The 17,584-nt window shown below is 68.9% G+C and carries 26 protein-coding genes; 1 reads left to right on the forward strand and 25 read right to left on the reverse strand.

All coding sequences use genetic code 11. From position 1 onward, the window contains the following. Positions 1 to 38: 38 nt before the first annotated feature. The 3 genes from OHB44_RS30480 to OHB44_RS30490 are packed head-to-tail and all read right to left on the reverse strand — an operon-like array spanning position 39 to position 3,165. Positions 39 to 842, reverse strand: coding sequence for a nucleotidyltransferase domain-containing protein (locus tag OHB44_RS30480; RefSeq protein WP_330438980.1), 804 nt, complete (start codon positions 840 to 842; stop codon positions 39 to 41). Then, on the reverse strand, positions 839 to 2,518 hold the full coding sequence (locus tag OHB44_RS30485; RefSeq protein ID WP_238687828.1) for an ABC-F family ATP-binding cassette domain-containing protein: 1,680 nt from the start codon (positions 2,516 to 2,518) through the stop codon (positions 839 to 841). The genes OHB44_RS30480 and OHB44_RS30485 overlap by 4 nt, the downstream gene beginning before the upstream one ends. A 41-nt stretch (positions 2,519 to 2,559) precedes the next feature. Beyond that, the gene (locus OHB44_RS30490; protein ID WP_330438981.1) at positions 2,560 to 3,165 is read right to left on the reverse strand and encodes a class I SAM-dependent methyltransferase; all 606 of its coding nucleotides are present in this window, start codon (positions 3,163 to 3,165) and stop codon (positions 2,560 to 2,562) included. A gap of 102 nt (positions 3,166 to 3,267) precedes the next feature. On the opposite strand from OHB44_RS30490, the gene OHB44_RS30495 reads away from it, so the two are divergent. After that, positions 3,268 to 4,377 carry a hypothetical protein gene (locus OHB44_RS30495; RefSeq protein WP_330438982.1) on the forward strand — a complete coding sequence of 370 codons (1,110 nt, stop codon included), beginning with the start codon at positions 3,268 to 3,270 and terminating at the stop codon, positions 4,375 to 4,377. 12 nt (positions 4,378 to 4,389) lie between these two features. Here OHB44_RS30495 and truA read toward each other — a convergent pair whose 3' ends face one another. The 22 genes from truA to rplN form a co-directional block, all read right to left on the reverse strand. Further along, positions 4,390 to 5,220 carry a tRNA pseudouridine(38-40) synthase TruA gene (truA, locus tag OHB44_RS30500; protein WP_330438983.1) on the reverse strand — a complete coding sequence of 277 codons (831 nt, stop codon included), beginning with the start codon at positions 5,218 to 5,220 and terminating at the stop codon, positions 4,390 to 4,392. 67 nt (positions 5,221 to 5,287) lie between these two features. Then, positions 5,288 to 5,845, reverse strand: coding sequence for a 50S ribosomal protein L17 (gene rplQ, locus OHB44_RS30505; protein ID WP_238687832.1), 558 nt, complete (start codon positions 5,843 to 5,845; stop codon positions 5,288 to 5,290). 34 nt (positions 5,846 to 5,879) lie between these two features. Then, entirely contained in the window at positions 5,880 to 6,902 is a 1,023-nt protein-coding gene (locus OHB44_RS30510) for a DNA-directed RNA polymerase subunit alpha (protein WP_007465227.1), read from the reverse strand. Between the two features lie 98 nt (positions 6,903 to 7,000). After that, positions 7,001 to 7,627: a 30S ribosomal protein S4 gene (gene rpsD / locus OHB44_RS30515; RefSeq protein ID WP_030489600.1), complete on the reverse strand. Its 627-nt coding sequence runs from the start codon at positions 7,625 to 7,627 to the stop codon at positions 7,001 to 7,003. A gap of 13 nt (positions 7,628 to 7,640) precedes the next feature. After that, complete coding sequence (gene rpsK, locus OHB44_RS30520) at positions 7,641 to 8,048, reverse strand: 30S ribosomal protein S11 (protein ID WP_030329919.1); 408 nt, start codon at positions 8,046 to 8,048, stop codon at positions 7,641 to 7,643. An 87-nt stretch (positions 8,049 to 8,135) separates the two neighbouring features. Continuing rightward, positions 8,136 to 8,516, reverse strand: coding sequence for a 30S ribosomal protein S13 (gene rpsM, locus OHB44_RS30525; protein ID WP_030329917.1), 381 nt, complete (start codon positions 8,514 to 8,516; stop codon positions 8,136 to 8,138). A 266-nt stretch (positions 8,517 to 8,782) separates the two neighbouring features. Further along, a complete protein-coding gene (gene rpmJ / locus OHB44_RS30530; RefSeq protein ID WP_088952025.1) occupies positions 8,783 to 8,896 on the reverse strand; it encodes a 50S ribosomal protein L36 in 114 nt (37 codons plus the stop codon). A gap of 89 nt (positions 8,897 to 8,985) precedes the next feature. After that, positions 8,986 to 9,207, reverse strand: a complete 222-nt coding sequence (infA, locus tag OHB44_RS30535) for a translation initiation factor IF-1 (RefSeq protein WP_007073013.1) — start codon at positions 9,205 to 9,207, stop codon at positions 8,986 to 8,988. Between the two features lie 327 nt (positions 9,208 to 9,534). Continuing rightward, positions 9,535 to 10,086 carry a DUF1707 SHOCT-like domain-containing protein gene (locus OHB44_RS30540; RefSeq protein WP_266304405.1) on the reverse strand — a complete coding sequence of 184 codons (552 nt, stop codon included), beginning with the start codon at positions 10,084 to 10,086 and terminating at the stop codon, positions 9,535 to 9,537. Between the two features lie 136 nt (positions 10,087 to 10,222). Continuing rightward, positions 10,223 to 11,074: a type I methionyl aminopeptidase gene (gene map / locus OHB44_RS30545; protein WP_091402377.1), complete on the reverse strand. Its 852-nt coding sequence runs from the start codon at positions 11,072 to 11,074 to the stop codon at positions 10,223 to 10,225. A gap of 87 nt (positions 11,075 to 11,161) precedes the next feature. Then, on the reverse strand, positions 11,162 to 11,815 hold the full coding sequence (locus OHB44_RS30550) for an adenylate kinase (RefSeq protein WP_088950228.1): 654 nt from the start codon (positions 11,813 to 11,815) through the stop codon (positions 11,162 to 11,164). Then, complete coding sequence (secY, locus tag OHB44_RS30555; protein WP_238687834.1) at positions 11,816 to 13,144, reverse strand: preprotein translocase subunit SecY; 1,329 nt, start codon at positions 13,142 to 13,144, stop codon at positions 11,816 to 11,818. A gap of 232 nt (positions 13,145 to 13,376) precedes the next feature. Continuing rightward, a complete protein-coding gene (gene rplO / locus OHB44_RS30560; protein WP_030329906.1) occupies positions 13,377 to 13,820 on the reverse strand; it encodes a 50S ribosomal protein L15 in 444 nt (147 codons plus the stop codon). Continuing rightward, on the reverse strand, positions 13,820 to 14,002 hold the full coding sequence (rpmD, locus tag OHB44_RS30565) for a 50S ribosomal protein L30 (protein ID WP_007465262.1): 183 nt from the start codon (positions 14,000 to 14,002) through the stop codon (positions 13,820 to 13,822). The genes rplO and rpmD overlap by 1 nt, the downstream gene beginning before the upstream one ends. Beyond that, positions 14,002 to 14,616 carry a 30S ribosomal protein S5 gene (gene rpsE / locus OHB44_RS30570; RefSeq protein WP_074314587.1) on the reverse strand — a complete coding sequence of 205 codons (615 nt, stop codon included), beginning with the start codon at positions 14,614 to 14,616 and terminating at the stop codon, positions 14,002 to 14,004. The genes rpmD and rpsE overlap by 1 nt, the downstream gene beginning before the upstream one ends. Positions 14,617 to 14,649: 33 nt before the next feature. After that, entirely contained in the window at positions 14,650 to 15,039 is a 390-nt protein-coding gene (gene rplR / locus OHB44_RS30575) for a 50S ribosomal protein L18 (RefSeq protein WP_091402381.1), read from the reverse strand. Continuing rightward, entirely contained in the window at positions 15,036 to 15,578 is a 543-nt protein-coding gene (gene rplF, locus OHB44_RS30580) for a 50S ribosomal protein L6 (RefSeq protein WP_091402383.1), read from the reverse strand. Before rplF ends, rplR begins: the two co-directional genes overlap by 4 nt. 16 nt (positions 15,579 to 15,594) lie before the next feature. Further along, positions 15,595 to 16,002 (reverse strand): 30S ribosomal protein S8, encoded by a 408-nt coding sequence (rpsH, locus tag OHB44_RS30585; RefSeq protein WP_007465270.1) that lies wholly within the window; start codon positions 16,000 to 16,002, stop codon positions 15,595 to 15,597. Between the two features lie 116 nt (positions 16,003 to 16,118). Beyond that, complete coding sequence (locus OHB44_RS30590; RefSeq protein WP_007465272.1) at positions 16,119 to 16,304, reverse strand: type Z 30S ribosomal protein S14; 186 nt, start codon at positions 16,302 to 16,304, stop codon at positions 16,119 to 16,121. A 1-nt stretch (position 16,305) separates the two neighbouring features. Continuing rightward, positions 16,306 to 16,872, reverse strand: coding sequence for a 50S ribosomal protein L5 (gene rplE / locus OHB44_RS30595; protein ID WP_091402385.1), 567 nt, complete (start codon positions 16,870 to 16,872; stop codon positions 16,306 to 16,308). Next, on the reverse strand, positions 16,872 to 17,192 hold the full coding sequence (rplX, locus tag OHB44_RS30600) for a 50S ribosomal protein L24 (RefSeq protein WP_172899047.1): 321 nt from the start codon (positions 17,190 to 17,192) through the stop codon (positions 16,872 to 16,874). Before rplX ends, rplE begins: the two co-directional genes overlap by 1 nt. After that, entirely contained in the window at positions 17,189 to 17,557 is a 369-nt protein-coding gene (rplN, locus tag OHB44_RS30605) for a 50S ribosomal protein L14 (RefSeq protein WP_007465279.1), read from the reverse strand. Before rplN ends, rplX begins: the two co-directional genes overlap by 4 nt. Positions 17,558 to 17,584: the final 27 nt, after the last annotated feature.

Raw genomic sequence — 17,584 nt, forward strand, 5'->3', positions numbered from 1 at the left:
CCCTATGTCCACCGAGCGCAGGCCACCTCGGCGGCGGCTCAGCCGACCACCTCGGTGACCAGCTCACGGGCGGCTCCGACGGTGGCGGCCAGCTCGGCGGGGCGGCGGCCGACGGCGCCGAGCAGAGCCTGCGCCCGCTGCTCGAAGTGTGGCGGGGCCCCGGGCAGCCGCCCTGCGGCGGCGATCATCCCCTTCTCGTTGACCAACCACCGGCCCGCCCGGGCGTGCAGCACCTGGGCGAGCACCCCGATCGTCCGGAACAGGCAGCCGGCGACGTACCCGCTGTCCCCGCCGACGGCGGCCTTGGCCGCGCCGCTGAGCAGAAACCCGGCCTCCCAGCCGCCGGCCACCAGCGCGTCGGCCAGCGCGGGTGGATAGTCCCGGGTCTGCTCCTTCAGCCGGGTCAGCTGGCCGGCCGGATCCGCCAGCACCTGGCACAGCGCCACTTCGCCGACGTAGGCGGACGAGTAGAAACCGAGTGGGTGCCCGGCCTGCACGCCGACCTCGTACCGGCCGACCTGGCATTCCGTCCAGGCGCGGTGCACCCGGTCGAGATCCCGGTAGATCCAGTCCACGGCGACCCCGCCGATTCGCAGCCAACCACCACCGTCGACCCAGGGCCCCCAACCACCCGGGGCGGTGAGAACTACTTCGGGGTCATCCGCGACGGTCGCGGCCACCGCCCGCAACGCCGGCACGTCCAGCCCGTCCTTGTAGTAGTACAGGCCCAGGTCCCAGTCGGAGTCGGGGCGGTGCTCGCCGCGGGCCCGGCTGCCACCGAGCGCCACGGCGACCACCCCCTCGACGCCGCACAGGCGGTCGGGCAGGTCGGTGGGGATCACCCGACGTCCCAGACCGGTTCCGGGGTCTCCACCACCTCGCTGTCGCCCCGGAACAGCACGAACCTGTCGAACGAGCGGGTGAACCAACGGTCGTGGGTCACCGCGATGACCGTCCCCTCGAAGGCGTTCAGGCCCGTTTCGAGCGCTTCCGCGCTGGCCAGGTCGAGGTTGTCGGTGGGCTCGTCGAGCAGCAGCAGTGTCGCCCCGGACAGCTCCAGCAGCAGCACCAGGAATCGGGCCTGCTGCCCGCCGGAGAGCGTGCCGAAGCGCTGGTCGCCCTGCGCGGCCAGCTCGTAGCGACTGAGCACCCCCATCGCCGCGTGCCGGTCCATTCCGGTGCGGTGCTCGTCGCCGCGCCAGAGGATCTCGACGAGCGTCTTCGACATCAGCTCCGGCCGGTCGTGGGTCTGGGAGAAGTGCCCGGGGCGGACCCGGGCGCCAAGGCGGGCCATGCCCTCGTGCGTCACCGGCGTGAGCGCGCCCGCCCCGTCGACCGGTCCGTTCGCCGGGTCGGGGTCGGTGCCGCCACGGGCCAGCAACCGCAGGAAGTGCGACTTGCCGGTGCCGTTGGCACCGAGCACCGCCACCCGGTCGCCGTACCAGATCTCCAGGTCGAAGGGGAATGTCAGGCCGTCGAGCTCCAGTTGCTCGCAGACGACCGCGCGCTTGCCGGTCCGCCCGCCGGACAGGCGCATCCGGATGTCCTGGTCCTTGGGGGGTACGGGCGGCGGCCCGGCCTCCTCGAACTTGCGCAGCCGGGTCTGCGCGGCCTGGTAGCGCGAGGCCAACCCGTCGTTGTACGCGGCCTTCTGCTTGTACATCAGCACCAGGTCACGCAGCTTCTGGTGCTCCTCGTCCCAGCGTCGGCGCAGCTCGTCGAGGCGGGCGTGCCGGGCCACCCGCGCCTCGTACCAGCTGGCGAAGCCGCCCGGGTGCACCCAGGCGCTGCCGCCCTCGACGGCGACCACCCGGTCGGCGCTCTGGGCCAGCAGCTCACGGTCGTGCGAGACGTAGAGCACCGACTTCGTCGACTCGCGCAGTCGCGCCTCCAGCCAGCGTTTGCCGGGCACGTCGAGGAAGTTGTCCGGTTCGTCGAGCAGCAGCACCTCGTCCGGGCCGCGCAGCAGCAGCTCCAGGGCGAAGCGCTTCTGCTGACCGCCGGAGAGGGTACGCACCGGACGCTCCCGTACGGCGTCCCACGGCTGGCCGAGCACTATTGTCGCGACGGTGTCGAAGAGCACCTCGGCGTCGTACCCGCCGGCCTCGCCCCAGGCACCGAGCGCATCGGCGTACGCCAGCTGGGCCTTGCCCGCGGCGTTGCTGAACTTGCCGTGGGCCTCGGCCGCCCGCATGGCCGCCTCGGTCTCGGCGAGCCGCCGGCCGGCGTCGCGAAGCGCCGGCGGGGCCAGCGACAGCGCCAGGTCGGCGAGGGTCGACTCGTCGCCGATCATGCCGATGAACTGGCGCATCACTCCCAGCCCGCCGGCCCGTGCGACGACGCCGCTGCGTACCGGCAGGTCGCCGGCGACCATCCTCAGCAGCGTCGTCTTTCCCGCGCCGTTCGGCCCGACGAGGGCGACCTTGCTGCCCTCCCCGACCCGGAACGACACGTCGGCGAAGAGTTCCCGACCGTCGGGCAGGATGTGCCCGACCGCTGCCACGTCCACGTATCCCACGCCGGGATCCTGCCCCAACGAGGGTCGGGGGGTATATCCAATTACCGGGTGACGCGCAGCACCCGGAAGCCCTTTTGGCTGGCGTACCGCTCGACCTGCCAGTTCTGCTCGGTGAGCCAGCGTTGGAGCGAGTCGCCGCCGAGGTGCCGGGCGACTACCAGCCAGCCGACGCCGTCCGGGGCGAGTCGGGGCAGCCACCGCAGCAACAGGTCGTGCAGCCCGTCCTTGCCGATTCGGATGGGCGGGTTCGACCAGATCTGGGCGAAGCGGAGGCCGTCTGGAACATCGTCGGGCGTGCTGACCCGGACCCGGTCGGCGGCGCCGACCCGAGCCGCGTTGGCGGCGGTCAGCTCGCGGGCCCGGGCGTTGACGTCGACCGCCCAGATGGTGCTGGCGGGCGCGAGGTCGGCCAGCACGCAGCTGATCGGCCCGAACCCGCAGCCGAGGTCGAGCAGGTCGCCGGTGGTGTCGGCGGCGGGCAGCTCGGCCTTGCGCAGCAGCACTGCGGTGCCCGGGTCGAGTCGGCTGGCGGAGAAGACCCCGCCGGCGGAGGCGAGCCGGTAGTCGCGGTCGGCGACGGAGAACTCGACCTCGCGCGCCGGGGCGTCGCTGGTGGGCTGAGCGGTGAAGTAGTGGTCGCCGGTCACCCGGCAATTCTCGCACCGGTCCGGGGCGGACCTGACGCGGCCCACAGGCACATTTCCCCAATATTACCCCCTAAAGGGACAATGGCTCCTACTCTAGGCGACATGGTGTATCGGTACCAGTCCGATGAGGACGCTTTCGAGGAGTACCCGGAGCCCGGGTCCGACCTGTCGGTGCTCGGCGCCGGTCCGCCCCCGGCGGCCGGGCCCTCTCCGTCGCGCTTCCCCACGCCGTCGCTGCCCCGGCCGAACCAGCTCTCGCTGCCCTCGTCACAGCCGGCGCCGGCTCGCGCCGATGTGCCGCAGCACGGGCCGGCCGCCCGCGCCGATGCGCCCCAGCCGCTGCCGACACGCGCCGACATCCCACCCGCCCCACCGCGCAGCCAGATCTACACCTCGGCGACGTCGGCGGAGCCGCCCACCCGGCGCGGCGGCGGCCGACTGTGGCAGGTACTGATCGGCGGCGCAGCCGTCCTGGTGCTGCTCGCCCTCTGCGGCCTCGGCGCCGCCGCGCTGCTCAGCAATCGCAACGAGCAGCCGCAGGGCAACCCGACGTACCAGCCGAACGCCGCCCCGACGTCGGCACCGGCGGAACGGCTGGCCCTCGACTCCCGGGACACCGACCAGGCCCCGCTCACCGCAAAGGAACTCTTCCCCGGCAGGGAGTTGAAGCTCACCGCCGACCAGCCGAGCTACCAGGTGCTCAAGACACAGTCCAGCGGCAGTTGCGCCGTCGCCGCCACCGACGAGGTAGCCGACCTGCTGGTCCGGCTCGGCTGCAACCAGGTCGTCCGGGCCACGCTGAGTACGCCCGACGACAGCCACCTGGTCACCGCCGGCCTGTTCAACCTCACCGACAAGGTCAGCGCCGAACGAGCCCGAGACCGGCTCCGGCAACTGCTCGACGATCGGCAGGGCCGTTTCCGTGGCCTCACCGCCGACGACGGCGACGGCACCGACGTCCTGGCCAACGCTCCGGCACGCGTCGGCTGGCAGGTCCGAGGCCACTACCTGGCGTACGCGCTGGTGGTCCGCAAGGACGGGGCTGCGGTCAAGGCGGGTGACGCCAAGGTCCGCGAGATCCTGTTCGACATGATCGAGCTGCACCTCAGCCGGGGCGTGCTGCAGAGCCGGGCCGACGGTGGCACCGCCGCGCAACCGACGGCGGCACCTACCGGCAGCAACGCCAACCAGGGCGATCTGCCGGGCAACTGACAGTGCCGACGGTCAACCCTCGATCGGCACCCGCAACCGGCGGGTGAGGGTGGCGCGGTGGGCATACTCGGCCGGATCTGGCGGGTAGCCGACGGCGACCAGGGTCAGCCCGCGCGCGGGGGCCACTGTCACCTCGCTGGACCGCTCCCGCTGGGTGAGCAGAGTTCCCGGCCACTCGACCGGGCGGCGGCCGTCCCCGGCCACCAGCATGGCCCCCACCAGGCTGCGCACCATCGCCTGGCAGAACGCGTCGGCCTGCACTGTGGCGACCAGGATGTCGTCCGGGTCGCGACGCCAGTCCAGCCGGGTCACCTCCCGAAGCGTGGTCGCGTGCTCCTTGCGCCGGCAGTACGCGGCGAAGTCGTGCTCCCCCACCAGCCCGGTCGCGGCGGCGTTCAGCGCGGCCAGGTCCAACGGCTTCGGCCAGGCCAGCACCTCGTGGCGGCGCAACGGCTCGGCACCGAAGGGCGCATCGGTGACCCGGTACTCGTAGCGCCGGAAGGTGGCCGAGAACCGGGCGTCGAAGTCGGCCGGCACCTCGGTCATCGCCCGTACCCGCACGTCGGTGGGGAGCAGCCGGGCCAGGCGACGCAGCAGCCGTCCCTCGTGCTGCCGCCACACGTCCACGGGCAGGTCCACGTGGCACACCTGCCCCGTGGCGTGCACACCCGCGTCGGTGCGCCCGGCCACCGTCAGGCCGGTGGCCGTACCGGCGCCCAGGACCAGGTCCAGGGTTTCGACGAGCACCCCCGCGACGGTGCGCCTGGTCGGCTGGGCTGCCCAGCCGGAGAAGTCGGTGCCGTCGTACGAGACATCCAGCCGCAGCCGGATCCGCTCGTCCACCTCGTACCTCCTGTTACGGGTCGGGCCCGACACCCCGATGGGGTGCCGGGCCCGACAATGCCCTTGATCAGGCCTTGTTCTCGGTGGCCTCGTCGCTGTCCTCGCGGGCGGCGTCGGTGTCACCGGACGCCGACACCGGCGCCTCGGAGTCCTGGTCGGCCGGAGCCGACTTCGGGGACTCGTCGGCCGGGGCGAGCGCCTCGACCTTGTCCTGCTGCGCGGCCTTGCGGGCGGCGGTCTTCTTGTTCACCTTCGGCTCGGCGACCTGAAGCTCCTCCACCAGCTCGATGATGGCCATCGGCGCGTTGTCACCCTTGCGCGGACCGGTCTTCACGATCCGGGTGTAACCGCCGGGGCGGTTGGAGTACCGGGGCGCGATCTGGTCGAACAGGGCGTAGACCACGTCCTTGTCCTTGACGACACCCAGCACCCGACGCCGCGAGGCGAGGTCACCGCGCTTGGCCTTCGTGATGAGCTGCTCGGCCAGCGGGCGCAGCCGCCGGGCCTTCGTCTCGGTGGTCTGGATCTTCCCGTGCTGGAACAGCGCGGTCGCCAGGTTGGCCAGCATCAGCCGCTCGTGCGAGGGGCTGCCGCCGAGGCGGGGGCCCTTGGTGGGCGTGGGCATTTTTGGTGCTCCTCAGTTGTGGCGGCAGCGCGGACTAGAGCTGCTCGGTCTCGCGGTAGTCGTCGGTGTCGTAGTCGGCCTCGCCGAAGGTGTCCACGACGTGCGCCGGGTCGAAGTTCGGAGCCGAGTCCTTCAGCCCGAGACCCATCCCGGCGAGCTTCATCTTGACCTCGTCGATCGACTTCTGACCGAAGTTGCGAATGTCGAGGAGGTCGGCCTCGGTACGCCCGATGAGCTCACCAACGGAGTTGATGCCCTCGCGCTTGAGGCAGTTGTAGGAGCGGACGGTGAGGTCCAGCTCCTCGATCGGCAGAGCGAGGTCCGCCGCCAGCTGGGCGTCCTGCGGGGACGGCCCGATGTCGATGCCCTCGGCGGTCTCGTCCAGCTCCCGGGCGAGCCCGAACAGCTCCACGAGCGTCGAACCGGCGGAGGCCAGCGCGGTACGCGGACCCATCGACGGCTTGGTCTCGACGTCGATGATCAGCCGGTCGAAGTCGGTGCGCTGCTCGACACGGGTCGCCTCGACGCGGTAGGTCACCTTCAGCACCGGCGAGTAGATCGAGTCGACCGGGATGCGGCCGATCTCGGCACCGGACTGCTTGTTCTGCGCCGCCGTCACGTAGCCCCGGCCCCGCTCGACGGTCAGCTCCATGTCGAGCCGGCCCTTGCCGTTCAGGGTGGCGAGCTTGAGATCCGGGTTGTGCACCGAGACGCCGGCCGGCGGCTGGATGTCGCCCGCGGTCACGTCGCCCGGGCCCTGCTTACGCAGGTACATGCTGACCGGCTCGTCGTGCTCGGAGCTGACGCACAGCTCCTTGATGTTCATGACGAGCTCGACCACGTCCTCCTTGACACCGGGGATCGTGGTGAACTCGTGCAGCACACCGTCGATCTTGATCGAGGTGACGGCCGCGCCCGGGATCGACGACAGCAGCGTACGCCGCAGCGAGTTACCCAGGGTGTAGCCGAAGCCCGGCTCCAGCGGCTCGATGGCGAACCGGGACCGGGTCTCGTTGATCGACTCCTCGGAGAGGGAGGGTCGCTGGCTGATGAGCATCTTTTCTCTTCTCTTCCGGGGCGCCCGCTATTTGACGCCCACGACACAAACTGTTCCGGTGGCCCGCCCCGAAGGGCGGGCCACCGAACGAGCTCGGACTACTTGGAGTAGAGCTCGACGATCAACTGCTCCTGGACCTGCGTGTCGATGACCTGCCGGGCCGGGAGGGAGTGCACGAGCACCTTCATCTGGCTCGGGATGGCCTCAAGCCACGCCGGAACCGTCTTCGAGCCGGCCTGAGCCTGCGCGACGATGAACGGGGTGAGCTCCTTGCTCTTGCCCCGAACCTCGATGATGTCGTGCTCCTTGACGCGGTACGACGGGATGTCGACCTTCTTGCCGTTCACCGTGAAGTGACCGTGCTTGACCAACTGGCGGGCCATGTCCCGCGAGTGGGCGTAGCCGGCCCGGTAAACGACGTTGTCCAGCCGCGACTCGAGGATCTGCAGGAGGACCTCACCGGTCTTGGCCTGCTTGCCAACGGCTTCCTCGTAGTAACCGCGGAACTGCTTCTCCAGCACGCCGTAAACCCGACGGGCCTTCTGCTTCTCGCGGAGCTGGAGCAGGTACTCCGTCTCCTTCGTGCGGCCGCGGCCGTGCTGCCCGGGCGGGAACGGCCGGGACTCGAACGGGCACTTCGGACCATCGCACTTGCTGCCCTTGAGGAACAGCTTCATCTTCTCCCGCCGGCAACGGCGGCAGTCTGCACCGGTGTAACGAGCCATCTCTCTCTACCTCTCAGACCCGGCGACGCTTCGGCGGACGGCATCCGTTGTGCGGCTGCGGGGTGACGTCGGCGATCTGGCCGACCTCGAGGCCCACGGCCTGCAGCGAACGGATGGCGGTTTCCCGGCCGGAGCCGGGGCCCTTGACGAACACGTCGACCTTGCGCATGCCGTGCTCCATGGCGCGACGCGCGGCAGCCTCGGCGGCCAGCTGCGCAGCGAACGGAGTCGACTTGCGGGAGCCCTTGAAGCCGACCTGGCCAGCGGAGGCCCAGGAGATGACCGCACCGGTCGGGTCCGTGATGGACACGATGGTGTTGTTGAACGTGCTCTTGATGTGCGCCTGCCCGTGGGCGACGTTCTTGCGTTCCTTGCGCCGGACCTTCTTTACAGCGGCTCCGGCACGAGCCTTCGGTGGCATAAGTCTGTGCGCTCCTAGTTGACTTTCCGGATTGGGTTGCGGCCTGACCCACCTCGGCGGCGGCCGACCCCGTCATCCGGTCAAGAACTACTTCTTGCCGGGCTTCTTCTTGCCGGCGACGGTCCGCTTCGGGCCCTTGCGGGTCCGGGCGTTGGTCTTGGTCCGCTGGCCACGCACGGGCAGGCCCCGGCGGTGCCGGATGCCGGCGTAGCAGCCGATCTCAACCTTGCGGCGGATGTCAGCGGCGACCTCGCGGCGCAGGTCGCCTTCAACCTTGTAGTTGCCCTCGATGTGGTCGCGGAGCTGCACGAGCTCCTCGTCCGTGAGGTCCCGAGCGCGCTTGTCCGGCGAGATGCCGGTAGCGGCGAGTGTCTCCAGGGCGCGGGTGCGACCGACCCCGAAGATGTAGGTGAGCGCGATCTCCAACCGCTTTTCGCGGGGGAGATCCACGCCGACTAGACGTGCCATGTGCGGGCGTACTCCTTGTGATGTGTGGCGGAGGTGTGGACCCGTCCCACCCCGCTACCGGCCGTCCCGTCTTTCCGACGCGGTGAGCGCCGGCGACCGGGATCGGTCGCTGCCCGAGCGGGCCCCGGCCTCCGACCGGGGGTCAGCCACGCAGAGGTACGTCTGGCGTACCGCTCGCGGCTGGGACGAGCATGTGTGATGTGTGTGTCGCTGGGGATCCACCTGGACCAACGCCACCCGGCCGTGCTCCGGCCGGACGGGCTGAGTCAGCCCTGGCGCTGCTTGTGGCGCGGGTCGCTGCAGATGACCATGACCCGGCCGTGCCGGCGGATAACCCGGCACTTCTGGCAGATCCTCTTGACGCTCGGCTTGACCTTCACGGTTGCCTTACTTCCCATCTGGCCCGGGGACGCGCTACGCGACACCGGACGTCGAAGACGGACACGGGACTTCCCGGCCGTCGTCAGGACTACTTGTAGCGGTAGACGATGCGCCCGCGGGTCAGGTCGTACGGCGAAAGTTCGACGACGACCCGGTCCTCCGGAAGGATGCGGATGTAGTGCTGCCGCATCTTGCCGCTGATGTGAGCCAACACCTTGTGGCCGTTCGCGAGCTCCACCCGGAACATGGCGTTCGGCAGGGGCTCGATGACCCGACCCTCGATCTCAATGGCTCCGTCTTTTTTCGGCATGTCCTCCGCTGTCCTGACGTCGATTGCTCCGGGCGGCCCACAACGTCTTACACGGAAATCTGATCAGAATCAGAAGCCCGCGCCAGCCGCGGCTCCAGCTCCCACCGAAGCGCAGGGTGGGCATGCCGGAGTGGACGCTGTGCGCCGATCTGAAAGTGTACGCCGGCCTGCAGTCCCCCGCCAAACCGACCACCCACCAACCCGCGCGGCGCCCCGAACGGCCCCATCTCCACCGCCGTTGATCATGAAGTTATTGTCACGACACGCCGGGATCGGCGGCAATGACTTCATGATCAACAGGGCCAGGAGGGCCCGTGCGGTCCGGGGTCAGGAGATTTCTGGGGGGTCGTCCGATTTGCGGGCGCGCTTTGCCTGCTTGCGCTCTCGGCGGCGTTGGCGCTTGACGGCCTGGCGTTGAGGCTCCTTCGCGGCCAGCCCTCCCACCGTGCGGACCAGCAGCACCGCGCCCCACGGCCCCGCCACCCAGGCCGGCCAGAAGTAGAGCAGGTCCTGGCTGAGCACCGACGTCACCGCCCAGATGGTCACCACGATGGGGATCACCCACAGGTACGGGGACCACACCTCGGCCAACCAGCGGGCGGTGACGCCCCTGCTGAAGGCCGGATCGAGCTCGTCGCCCAGCAGGCTCACCGTCGGCCCGGCAGCCGGCGCCAGGCTCGACCGCTGCGCCGGCGTCACCGGCGGCAGATCGGTCAGCAGAGCCTCAAGGTCGGCGTACGTGCGTGCCGCGTAGGCCCGCTGCAACCGCTCGTCGTACTCGTGCAGATCCAGTCGGCCCTCGTCGAGTGCGACCCGCAACCTGTCGGCGACCGCCGCACGGTCCGAGTCCGCGGCTCGCATCCCGTCGCGCCCGTCCATGCCGGCAAGCATGCCACCGTCGCGCCACTCCCGTCCGACCCCGGACGTCGGTCGATCATGAAGTTGTTGCCAGCCTCACGGGCGTGTCAGGGCAACAACTTCATGATCACCGGGTCGAGGTGGTGCCGGGGCGGGGCTAGGGGGTCTTGGTGGCCGCGGGTTGGCGTGCCGTTACCAGGTCGCCCAGGCGGGCCCGACCACCGTCGAACGCGGTGAGCACCCAGACGCCGTCCGGCAGCAGCGCCATCGAGTGCTCGACGTGCGCGGCCACCGAGCCGTCCCGGGTGACGACAGTCCACCCGTCCGCCAACTCGGCGGTACGTGGGGACGCCATGGTGATCATCGGCTCGATGGCCAGGGCCATCCCGGGGACCAGCCGCGGACCCTTGCCCGGCCGACCGTGGTTGAGCACGTGCGGGTCCTGATGCATCTCGGTGCCGATGCCGTGCCCGCCGTAGCCGTCGACGATGCCGTACCGGCCGCCCTTGCGGACAGCGGTCTCCACCGCGTGCGAGATGTCGGTGAGGCGGCCCTTACCGCTGGCCGCACCACGCGCTGCGGCGGCGATGCCGGCCCACATCGCGTCCTCGGCGACCTCGGCCATCTTCAGCAGCGCCGGATCGACGTCACCGACCCCGACCGTGATCGCGGAATCGCCGTGCCACCCGTCCAGCACCGCCCCGCAGTCGATGGAGATCAGGTCACCGGCCTGGAGCACCTGCTTCGGCGACGGGATGGCGTGCACGATCTGCTCATTGACCGACGAACAGATCGACGCCGGAAAACCGTGGTAGCCCTTGAACGACGGAACGCCGCCCGCCTCGCGGATGGTCGCCTCGGCGATGGCGTCCAGATCGGCGGTGCTCACACCGGGGGCGACAGCCTCCCGCATCCGACGCAACGCCTCGGCCACCACCAGCCCGGCGGCCCGCATCTTCTCGATCTGGTCAGGGGTCTTCAGCTGGATGTCCAGCTGGGGACGACGCATGGAGCGGTTACCTTTCGTTGCCGAACAGCGGGGCACATAACGCGTACCCCGCTGTTCGCACTCTATCCGCCGTGGCCCGGCCGGACCTCAGCCGCCGTACGACCGCAACGCGTCGATGGCCCGGGTGGTGACGTCCTCCACCGGCCCGGTGGCGTCGATCCCGACCAGCTTGCCCTGAGCGCCGTAGTAGTCGACCAGGGGTGCGGTCTTCTCGCTGTATTCGCGGAGCCGCGTGGCGATCGTCTCCGGCTTGTCGTCGTCGCGCTGGAACAGCTCGGCGCCGCACCGGTCACAGATGCCGGGCCGGGTGGTGGCGTCGAACTCGACGTGCCAGATCTTGCCGCAGCCCCGGCAGGTACGCCTGCCGGAGAGCCGCCGGATCACCTCGTCGTCGTCGACGACCAGCTCCAGGACCAGATCCAGGGCGGTGCCCAGATCGGCCAGGAGCTTGTCCAGAGCGGCCGCCTGCGGAGTCGTTCGCGGGAAGCCGTCGAGCAGGAAACCCTCGCTGGCGTCGGGCTCGGCCAGCCGGTCCCGGACCATGTTGATGGTGACCTCGTCCGGAACCAGCTCGCCCGCATCCATGTACCGCTTCGCCTCGACACCGAGCGGCGTGCCCTGGGTGACGTTCGACCGGAAGATGTCTCCGGTCGAGATCTTCGGCACCGAGAGGTGCGCGGCGATGAACTCGGCCTGCGTGCCCTTGCCCGCGCCCGGCGGGCCAACCAGAACGAGTCTCATCTACCGCAGGAACCCTTCGTAGTTCCGCTGCATGAGTTGGCTCTCGATCTGCTTCACGGTCTCCAGACCGACGCCGACCATGATGAGCACAGCGGTGCCGCCGAACGGGAAGTTCTGGTACTGCTGGTTGTCCAGCCAGATGAAGAAGAAGTTCGGCAGGATCGAGATGACGCCGAGGTAGAGCGCGCCCGGCAGGGTGATCCGGCTGAGGATGAAGTCCAGGTAGTCGGCGGTCGGCTTGCCCGGGCGGATGCCCGGCACGAACCCGCCGTACTTCTTCATGTTGTCAGCGACCTCGGTCGGGTTGAACGTGATCGAGACGTAGAAGTACGTGAAGAAGATGATCATCAGGAAGTAGACCGCGATGTAGATCGGGCTACTCGGGTTGACCAGGTTGTTCTGGATCCACGACTGGGTCTTGCCCGGGTCGGTCTGGTCGAAGAACTGCAGCGCCAACTGCGGCAGGTAGAGCAGCGACGAGCCGAAGATGACCGGGATCACACCCGCCTGGTTGACCTTGAGCGGGATGTAGGTCGAGGTGCCGCCGTACATCCGCCGACCGATCATCCGCTTGGCGTACTGCACCGGGATCCGGCGCTGCGCCTGCTCGATGAAGGTGACAGCGGTGATGACCACCAGGACCAGCGCGATGACCAGGGCGAACATGTCCCAGCCCTTGCTGGTCTTGATCTGCCAGCCCTCGCTGGGCAGCCGCGCCGCGATCGAGGTGAAGATCAGGACGGACATGCCGTTGCCGACGCCGCGGTCGGTGATCAGCTCACCGAGCCACATGACCATGCCGGTGCCGGCGGTCATCGTCATCACCAGGATGGTCAGGGTCAGCCAGTCCGGGATGCCGGTGCCGGTGGGGATGATCGGGAACTGGTCGCAGCGGTTCTGGAACAGCTGGCCCGAGCGGGCCAGGGCCACGAACGCCGAGGCCTGCAGCACACCGAGACCGAGGGTCAGGTAGCGGGTGTACTGGGTGATCTTCGCCTGACCGGCCTGGCCCTCCTTGCGGAGCTGCTCCAGGCGGGGGATCACGACGGTCAGCAGCTGCAAGATGATCGACGCGGTGATGTAGGGCATGATACCCAGCGCGAAGACCGAGAGCTGTAGCAGCGCTCCGCCGGAGAAGAGGTTGAGAAGGTTCACCACCCCGGTGGTGTCACCCTGGATGGTGTCGAGGCACTTCTGCACGTTGCCGTACGAGACGCCCGGGCTGGGGAGCGTTGCACCCAGCCGGTAGACCGCGATGATGCCTACTGTGAACAGCAGCTTCTTGCGCAGGTCAGGCGTACGGAACGCACTGAGAAAGGCGGACAGCAACTTCTTCCTCCTGCGCGAGGCGGGCCGCCGGTGATCCCTGGCGGGTCGGGGTGGATCACGGGCGAGTGCCCGCAATCCATGGCTGGGATGGGACTCTAACAGCCTCACCCCGGTCCGGGCAGATGCGCCCGACTACATAAATCGAAACCGATGTTACCGGGCGCTCAGGCCCCAGGTAGACCACGGCGCCCGCCAGTTGCTCTCAACTGGACGGGCGCCATGGTCGTACGCCTTACAGCTCGGTGACGGAGCCACCGGCGGCAGCGATCTTCTCCTTGGCCGACGCACTGAACGCGTGCGCAGACACCTGGAGCGCCACACCGCCGAGGTCCCCGGTGCCGAGGACCTTGACCGGGTGACCCTTGCGGACGGCGCCGGACTCAACGAGCTCCAGCGGGCCGACCTGACCACCATTCGGGAACAGCTCAGCGAGTCGGTCCAGGTTGACAACCTGGAAGACCACCTTGAACTTGTTCTTGAAGCCCTTCATCTTCGGCAGGCGCATGTGGATGGGCATCTGCCCACCCTCGAACGCCGCCGAGATGTTCTTGCGGGCCTTGGAACCCTTGGTACCGCGACCAGCGGTCTTGCCCTTGGAACCCTCACCGCGACCCACACGGGTCTTCGCGGTCTTGGAACCGGGCGCCGGGCGCAGGTGATGCACCTTGATCGTCATTACTCGACCTCCTCGACCTTCACGAGGTGGCTCACAGTGAAGATCATGCCGCGGATCTCGGGCCGGTCCTCCTTGACCACCACGTCGTTGATCCGCTTGAGACCGAGCGAACGCAGCGACTCACGCTGGTTGTGCTTGGTCCCGATACCGGACCGGAGCTGGGTGACCTTCAGGCGTGCCATCAGTGCGCCACCCCCGCACGCGACGCCAGCATGGCGGCCGGCGCGACGTCCTCCACCGGCAGACCACGACGCGCCGCGACCTGCTCGGGGGACTCAAGCCCCTTCAGGGCCGCCACTGTGGCGTGCACGATGTTGATCGGGTTCGACGAACCGAGGCTCTTGGAGAGCACGTCGTGGATCCCAGCGCACTCCAGCACGGCACGCACCGGTCCACCGGCGATGACACCCGTACCGGCCGAGGCCGGCTTGAGCAGCACCACACCAGCGGCGTCCTCACCCGTCACCGGGTGCGGGATCGACTGACCGATCCGCGGGACCTTGAAGAAGTGCTTCTTGGCCTCCTCGACACCCTTGGCGATGGCCGCGGGCACCTCCTTGGCCTTTCCGTAGCCCACGCCGACCGTGCCGTCGCCGTCGCCCACGATCACCAGGGCGGTGAAGCTGAAGCGACGACCACCCTTCACGACCTTGGCGACGCGGTTGATCGCGACGACCCGCTCAAGGTGCGGGGTCTTCTCGACGGGCGCGTTTCCGCGGCCGCCCTCACGGCGGTTGTCGCGGCGACCACCCTCGTTGCCACCGGACCCGCCGCCACGGCGCTGTTGACCTGGCATCAGCAGCCTTCCTTCTCTCTCGTGACGGGGTTGTTAGAACTCGAGCCCGGCTTCGCGGGCGGCGTCGGCAAGCGCGGCGACTCGCCCCGCGTACCGGTTGCCGCCGCGGTCGAAGACGACCTTGGAGACGCCGGCGGCCTTGGCCCGCTCGGCGAGCAGCGCGCCCACCTTGCCAGCCAGGGCGCTCTTGTCGCCCTCCGCACCGCGCAGCGAGGCGTCCAGGGTCGACGCCGACGCCAGGGTGTGACCCTTGGTGTCGTCGACGACCTGGGCGACCATGTGCCGCAGCGAGCGGGTGACGACCAGGCGCGGACGCTCGGCCGTACCGCTGACGTTCTTGCGGACGCGGAAGTGTCGACGCGCACGCCCAACGGCGCGCTTGGCGGCGACACCGCGGCGGCGCTTGAGCAGCGTGGCGCTCACTTCTTACCTGCCTTTCCAGCCTTGCGGCGGATGACCTCGCCCTGGTACTTGACGCCCTTGCCCTTGTAGGGCTCCGGCGGGCGGATCTTCCGGATGTTGGCGGCGACCTCACCGACCTGCTGCTTGTCGATGCCAGCCACGTGGAACAGGGTCGGCCGCTCCACCGTGAAGGTGATGCCCGCCGGGGCGGGGACGACCACGGGGTGCGAGAACCCGAGCGCGAACTCGAGATCCGAACCCTTGGCGGTGACCCGGTAACCGGTGCCGGCGATCTCCAGGCTCTTGCGGTAGCCCTCGGTGACCCCGACGATCATGTTGGCAACCAGCGTACGGCTCAGGCCGTGGAGTTCCTTGGCCTTGCGCTCGTCGTTCGGCCGGTTGACGCTCAGCTGCCCATCCTCGGCCCGCTCGACCGTGATCGGCTCGGCGAGGGTGTGCTGGAGCTGGCCCTTGGGGCCCTTGACCTTGACGGTCTGCCCGTCGATCGTGATGTCGACGCCGGCTGGCACCGGGATCGACTTACGTCCAATTCGCGACATTTCTACCTGTCTCCCGTTACCAGACGAAGGCGAGGACTTCCCCGCCAACACTCCGCTTGCGGGCCTGCCGGTCGGTCAGCAGCCCCTGGGACGTCGAAATGATCGCCACGCCCAGCCCACCGAGCACCCGCGGGAGCCCGTCCGACTTGGCGTACACCCGGAGACCGGGCTTGGACACGCGCTTGATGCCGGCCAGGCTCCGCTCGCGGTTCTGGCCGTACTTCAGCTCGACGACCAGTCGCTTGCCGACGGCGCCCTCCTCGGGCTCCTCGACCGACCAGGTGGCGATGTAACCCTCGGCCTTCAGGACCTCGGCGATGTTCGCCTTGATCTTGGAGTAGGGCATCTTCACCTGATCGTGGTACGCCTGGTTGGCGTTACGCAGACGCGTGAGCATGTCTGCGATCGGGTCGGTCATCGTCATGGATTTCGTCAGCCTTTCTCGCCGGGGTTCCCGGGGCATCAGCCCCGGGCCTACGGCGAAGAGCAATACCTAATCGGTGCAGGAGTTCCCGGCCGACGGCCGGGACGCGGTCGCCCTTACCAGGAAGCCTTGGACACGCCCGGCAGCTCACCGCGGTGAGCCATCTCCCGGATGCAGACCCGGCAGAGCCCGAACTTGCGGTAGACCGCCTTCGGACGCCCGCACCGCTGGCAGCGGGTGTACGCGCGAACCGAGAACTTCGGCTTCGCGGCCGCCTTGATGATCAGCGCCTTCTTGGCCATCTCAGTTCTCCTTGAACGGGAAGCCCAGGAGCTTGAGCAGCGCCCGGCCCTCGTCGTCGGTCGTGGCGGTCGTGACCACCGTGATGTCCATGCCCCGCTGGCGATCGATCCGGTCCTGGTCGATCTCGTGGAACACCGACTGCTCGGTCAGACCGAACGTGTAGTTGCCGTGCCCGTCCAGCTTGCGCCCGTCCAGGCCGCGGAAGTCGCGGATACGCGGCAGCGCGATGGAGAGCAGCCGGTCCATGAACTCCCACATCCGGTCGCCGCGAAGGGTGACCTTCGCGCCGATCGGCATGCCCTCGCGGAGCTTGAACTGCGCGATGGACTTGGTCGCCCGCCGCACCTGCGGCTTCTGGCCGGTGATCGTGGCGAGGTCGCGGACCGCGCCGTCGATCAGCTTGGCGTCGCGAGCAGCCTCGCCGACACCCATGTTGACGACGATCTTGACCAGCCGCGGCACCTGCATGGGGTTGCCGTAGCTGCGCTGCTCACGCAGCTGCGCCACGATCTCGTTGCGGTACCGCTCCTTGAGGCGCGGCAGGGTCTTTTCGGTAGCCGTGGTCATCACAGGTCCTTACCGGTGCTACGCGCGATGCGGACCTTCTGGCCGTTGTCGTCGATCCGGTAACCGACGCGGGTCGGCTTGCCGTCGGAGTCCAGGACCTGCACGTTCGAGACGTGGATCGGGGCCTCCTGAGTGACGATGCCGCCGGTCTTGGCGCCACGCTGGGTCGTGCTGATGCGGGTGTGCTTCTTGACCCGGTTCACGCCCTCGACCAGGACCTTGTCCTGCCGCGGGTAGGCCTGAATGACCTTGCCCTTGGCACCCTTGTCCTTGCCGGCGATGACGACGACCGTGTCGCCCTTCTTGACCTTCACGGTCACAACACCTCCGGCGCGAGGGAAATAATCTTCATGAACCGCTTGTCCCGCAGCTCCCGGCCCACCGGGCCGAAGATACGGGTTCCACGCGGGTCCCCGCCGTCCTTGATGATGACGGCGGCGTTCTCGTCGAAGCGGATGTACGAGCCGTCCGGACGCCGCCTCTCCTTGGCCGTGCGAACGACGACAGCCTTGACGACGTCGCCCTTCTTCACACCGGCACCCGGGATCGCGTCCTTGACCGTGGCCACGATGACGTCGCCGATACTCGCGTAGCGCCGACCCGAGCCGCCGAGAACCCGGATGCACAGGATCTCCCGAGCACCCGTGTTGTCGGCGACGCGCAGTCGCGACTCCTGCTGAATCACGTCTATCTCCTATGTCTGCCGGTTCTC

The organism is Micromonospora sp. NBC_00821 (assembly GCF_036347035.1).
GTDB classification, from domain to species: domain Bacteria; phylum Actinomycetota; class Actinomycetes; order Mycobacteriales; family Micromonosporaceae; genus Micromonospora; species Micromonospora hortensis.

Excerpts from the sequence above, each read along its gene's own strand:
- OHB44_RS30590 (WP_007465272.1), bottom strand. The coding sequence starts at position 16,304 with ATGGCCAAGAAGGCGCTGATCATCAAGGCGGCCGCGAAGCCGAAGTTC.
- rpsD (WP_030489600.1), bottom strand. The coding sequence starts at position 7,627 with ATGGCTCGTTACACCGGTGCAGACTGCCGCCGTTGCCGGCGGGAGAAG.
- rplE (WP_091402385.1), bottom strand. The coding sequence starts at position 16,872 with ATGACCACGGCTACCGAAAAGACCCTGCCGCGCCTCAAGGAGCGGTAC.
- infA (WP_007073013.1), bottom strand. The coding sequence starts at position 9,207 with ATGCCGAAAAAAGACGGAGCCATTGAGATCGAGGGTCGGGTCATCGAG.
- OHB44_RS30550 (WP_088950228.1), bottom strand. The coding sequence starts at position 11,815 with ATGAGACTCGTTCTGGTTGGCCCGCCGGGCGCGGGCAAGGGCACGCAG.
- rpsK (WP_030329919.1), bottom strand. The coding sequence starts at position 8,048 with ATGCCACCGAAGGCTCGTGCCGGAGCCGCTGTAAAGAAGGTCCGGCGC.
- rplQ (WP_238687832.1), bottom strand. The coding sequence starts at position 5,845 with ATGCCCACGCCCACCAAGGGCCCCCGCCTCGGCGGCAGCCCCTCGCAC.
- OHB44_RS30510 (WP_007465227.1), bottom strand. The coding sequence starts at position 6,902 with ATGCTCATCAGCCAGCGACCCTCCCTCTCCGAGGAGTCGATCAACGAG.
- rplO (WP_030329906.1), bottom strand. The coding sequence starts at position 13,820 with ATGACGATCAAGGTGCATCACCTGCGCCCGGCGCCCGGTTCCAAGACC.
- map (WP_091402377.1), bottom strand. The coding sequence starts at position 11,074 with ATGCGTCGTCCCCAGCTGGACATCCAGCTGAAGACCCCTGACCAGATC.
- rpsH (WP_007465270.1), bottom strand. The coding sequence starts at position 16,002 with ATGACGATGACCGACCCGATCGCAGACATGCTCACGCGTCTGCGTAAC.
- rplF (WP_091402383.1), bottom strand. The coding sequence starts at position 15,578 with ATGTCGCGAATTGGACGTAAGTCGATCCCGGTGCCAGCCGGCGTCGAC.
- rpsM (WP_030329917.1), bottom strand. The coding sequence starts at position 8,516 with ATGGCACGTCTAGTCGGCGTGGATCTCCCCCGCGAAAAGCGGTTGGAG.
- rpmD (WP_007465262.1), bottom strand. The coding sequence starts at position 14,002 with ATGGCACGCCTGAAGGTCACCCAGCTCCGGTCCGGTATCGGGACCAAG.
- OHB44_RS30495 (WP_330438982.1), top strand. The coding sequence starts at position 3,268 with ATGGTGTATCGGTACCAGTCCGATGAGGACGCTTTCGAGGAGTACCCG.
- rpsE (WP_074314587.1), bottom strand. The coding sequence starts at position 14,616 with ATGCCAGGTCAACAGCGCCGTGGCGGCGGGTCCGGTGGCAACGAGGGT.
- OHB44_RS30540 (WP_266304405.1), bottom strand. The coding sequence starts at position 10,086 with ATGGACGGGCGCGACGGGATGCGAGCCGCGGACTCGGACCGTGCGGCG.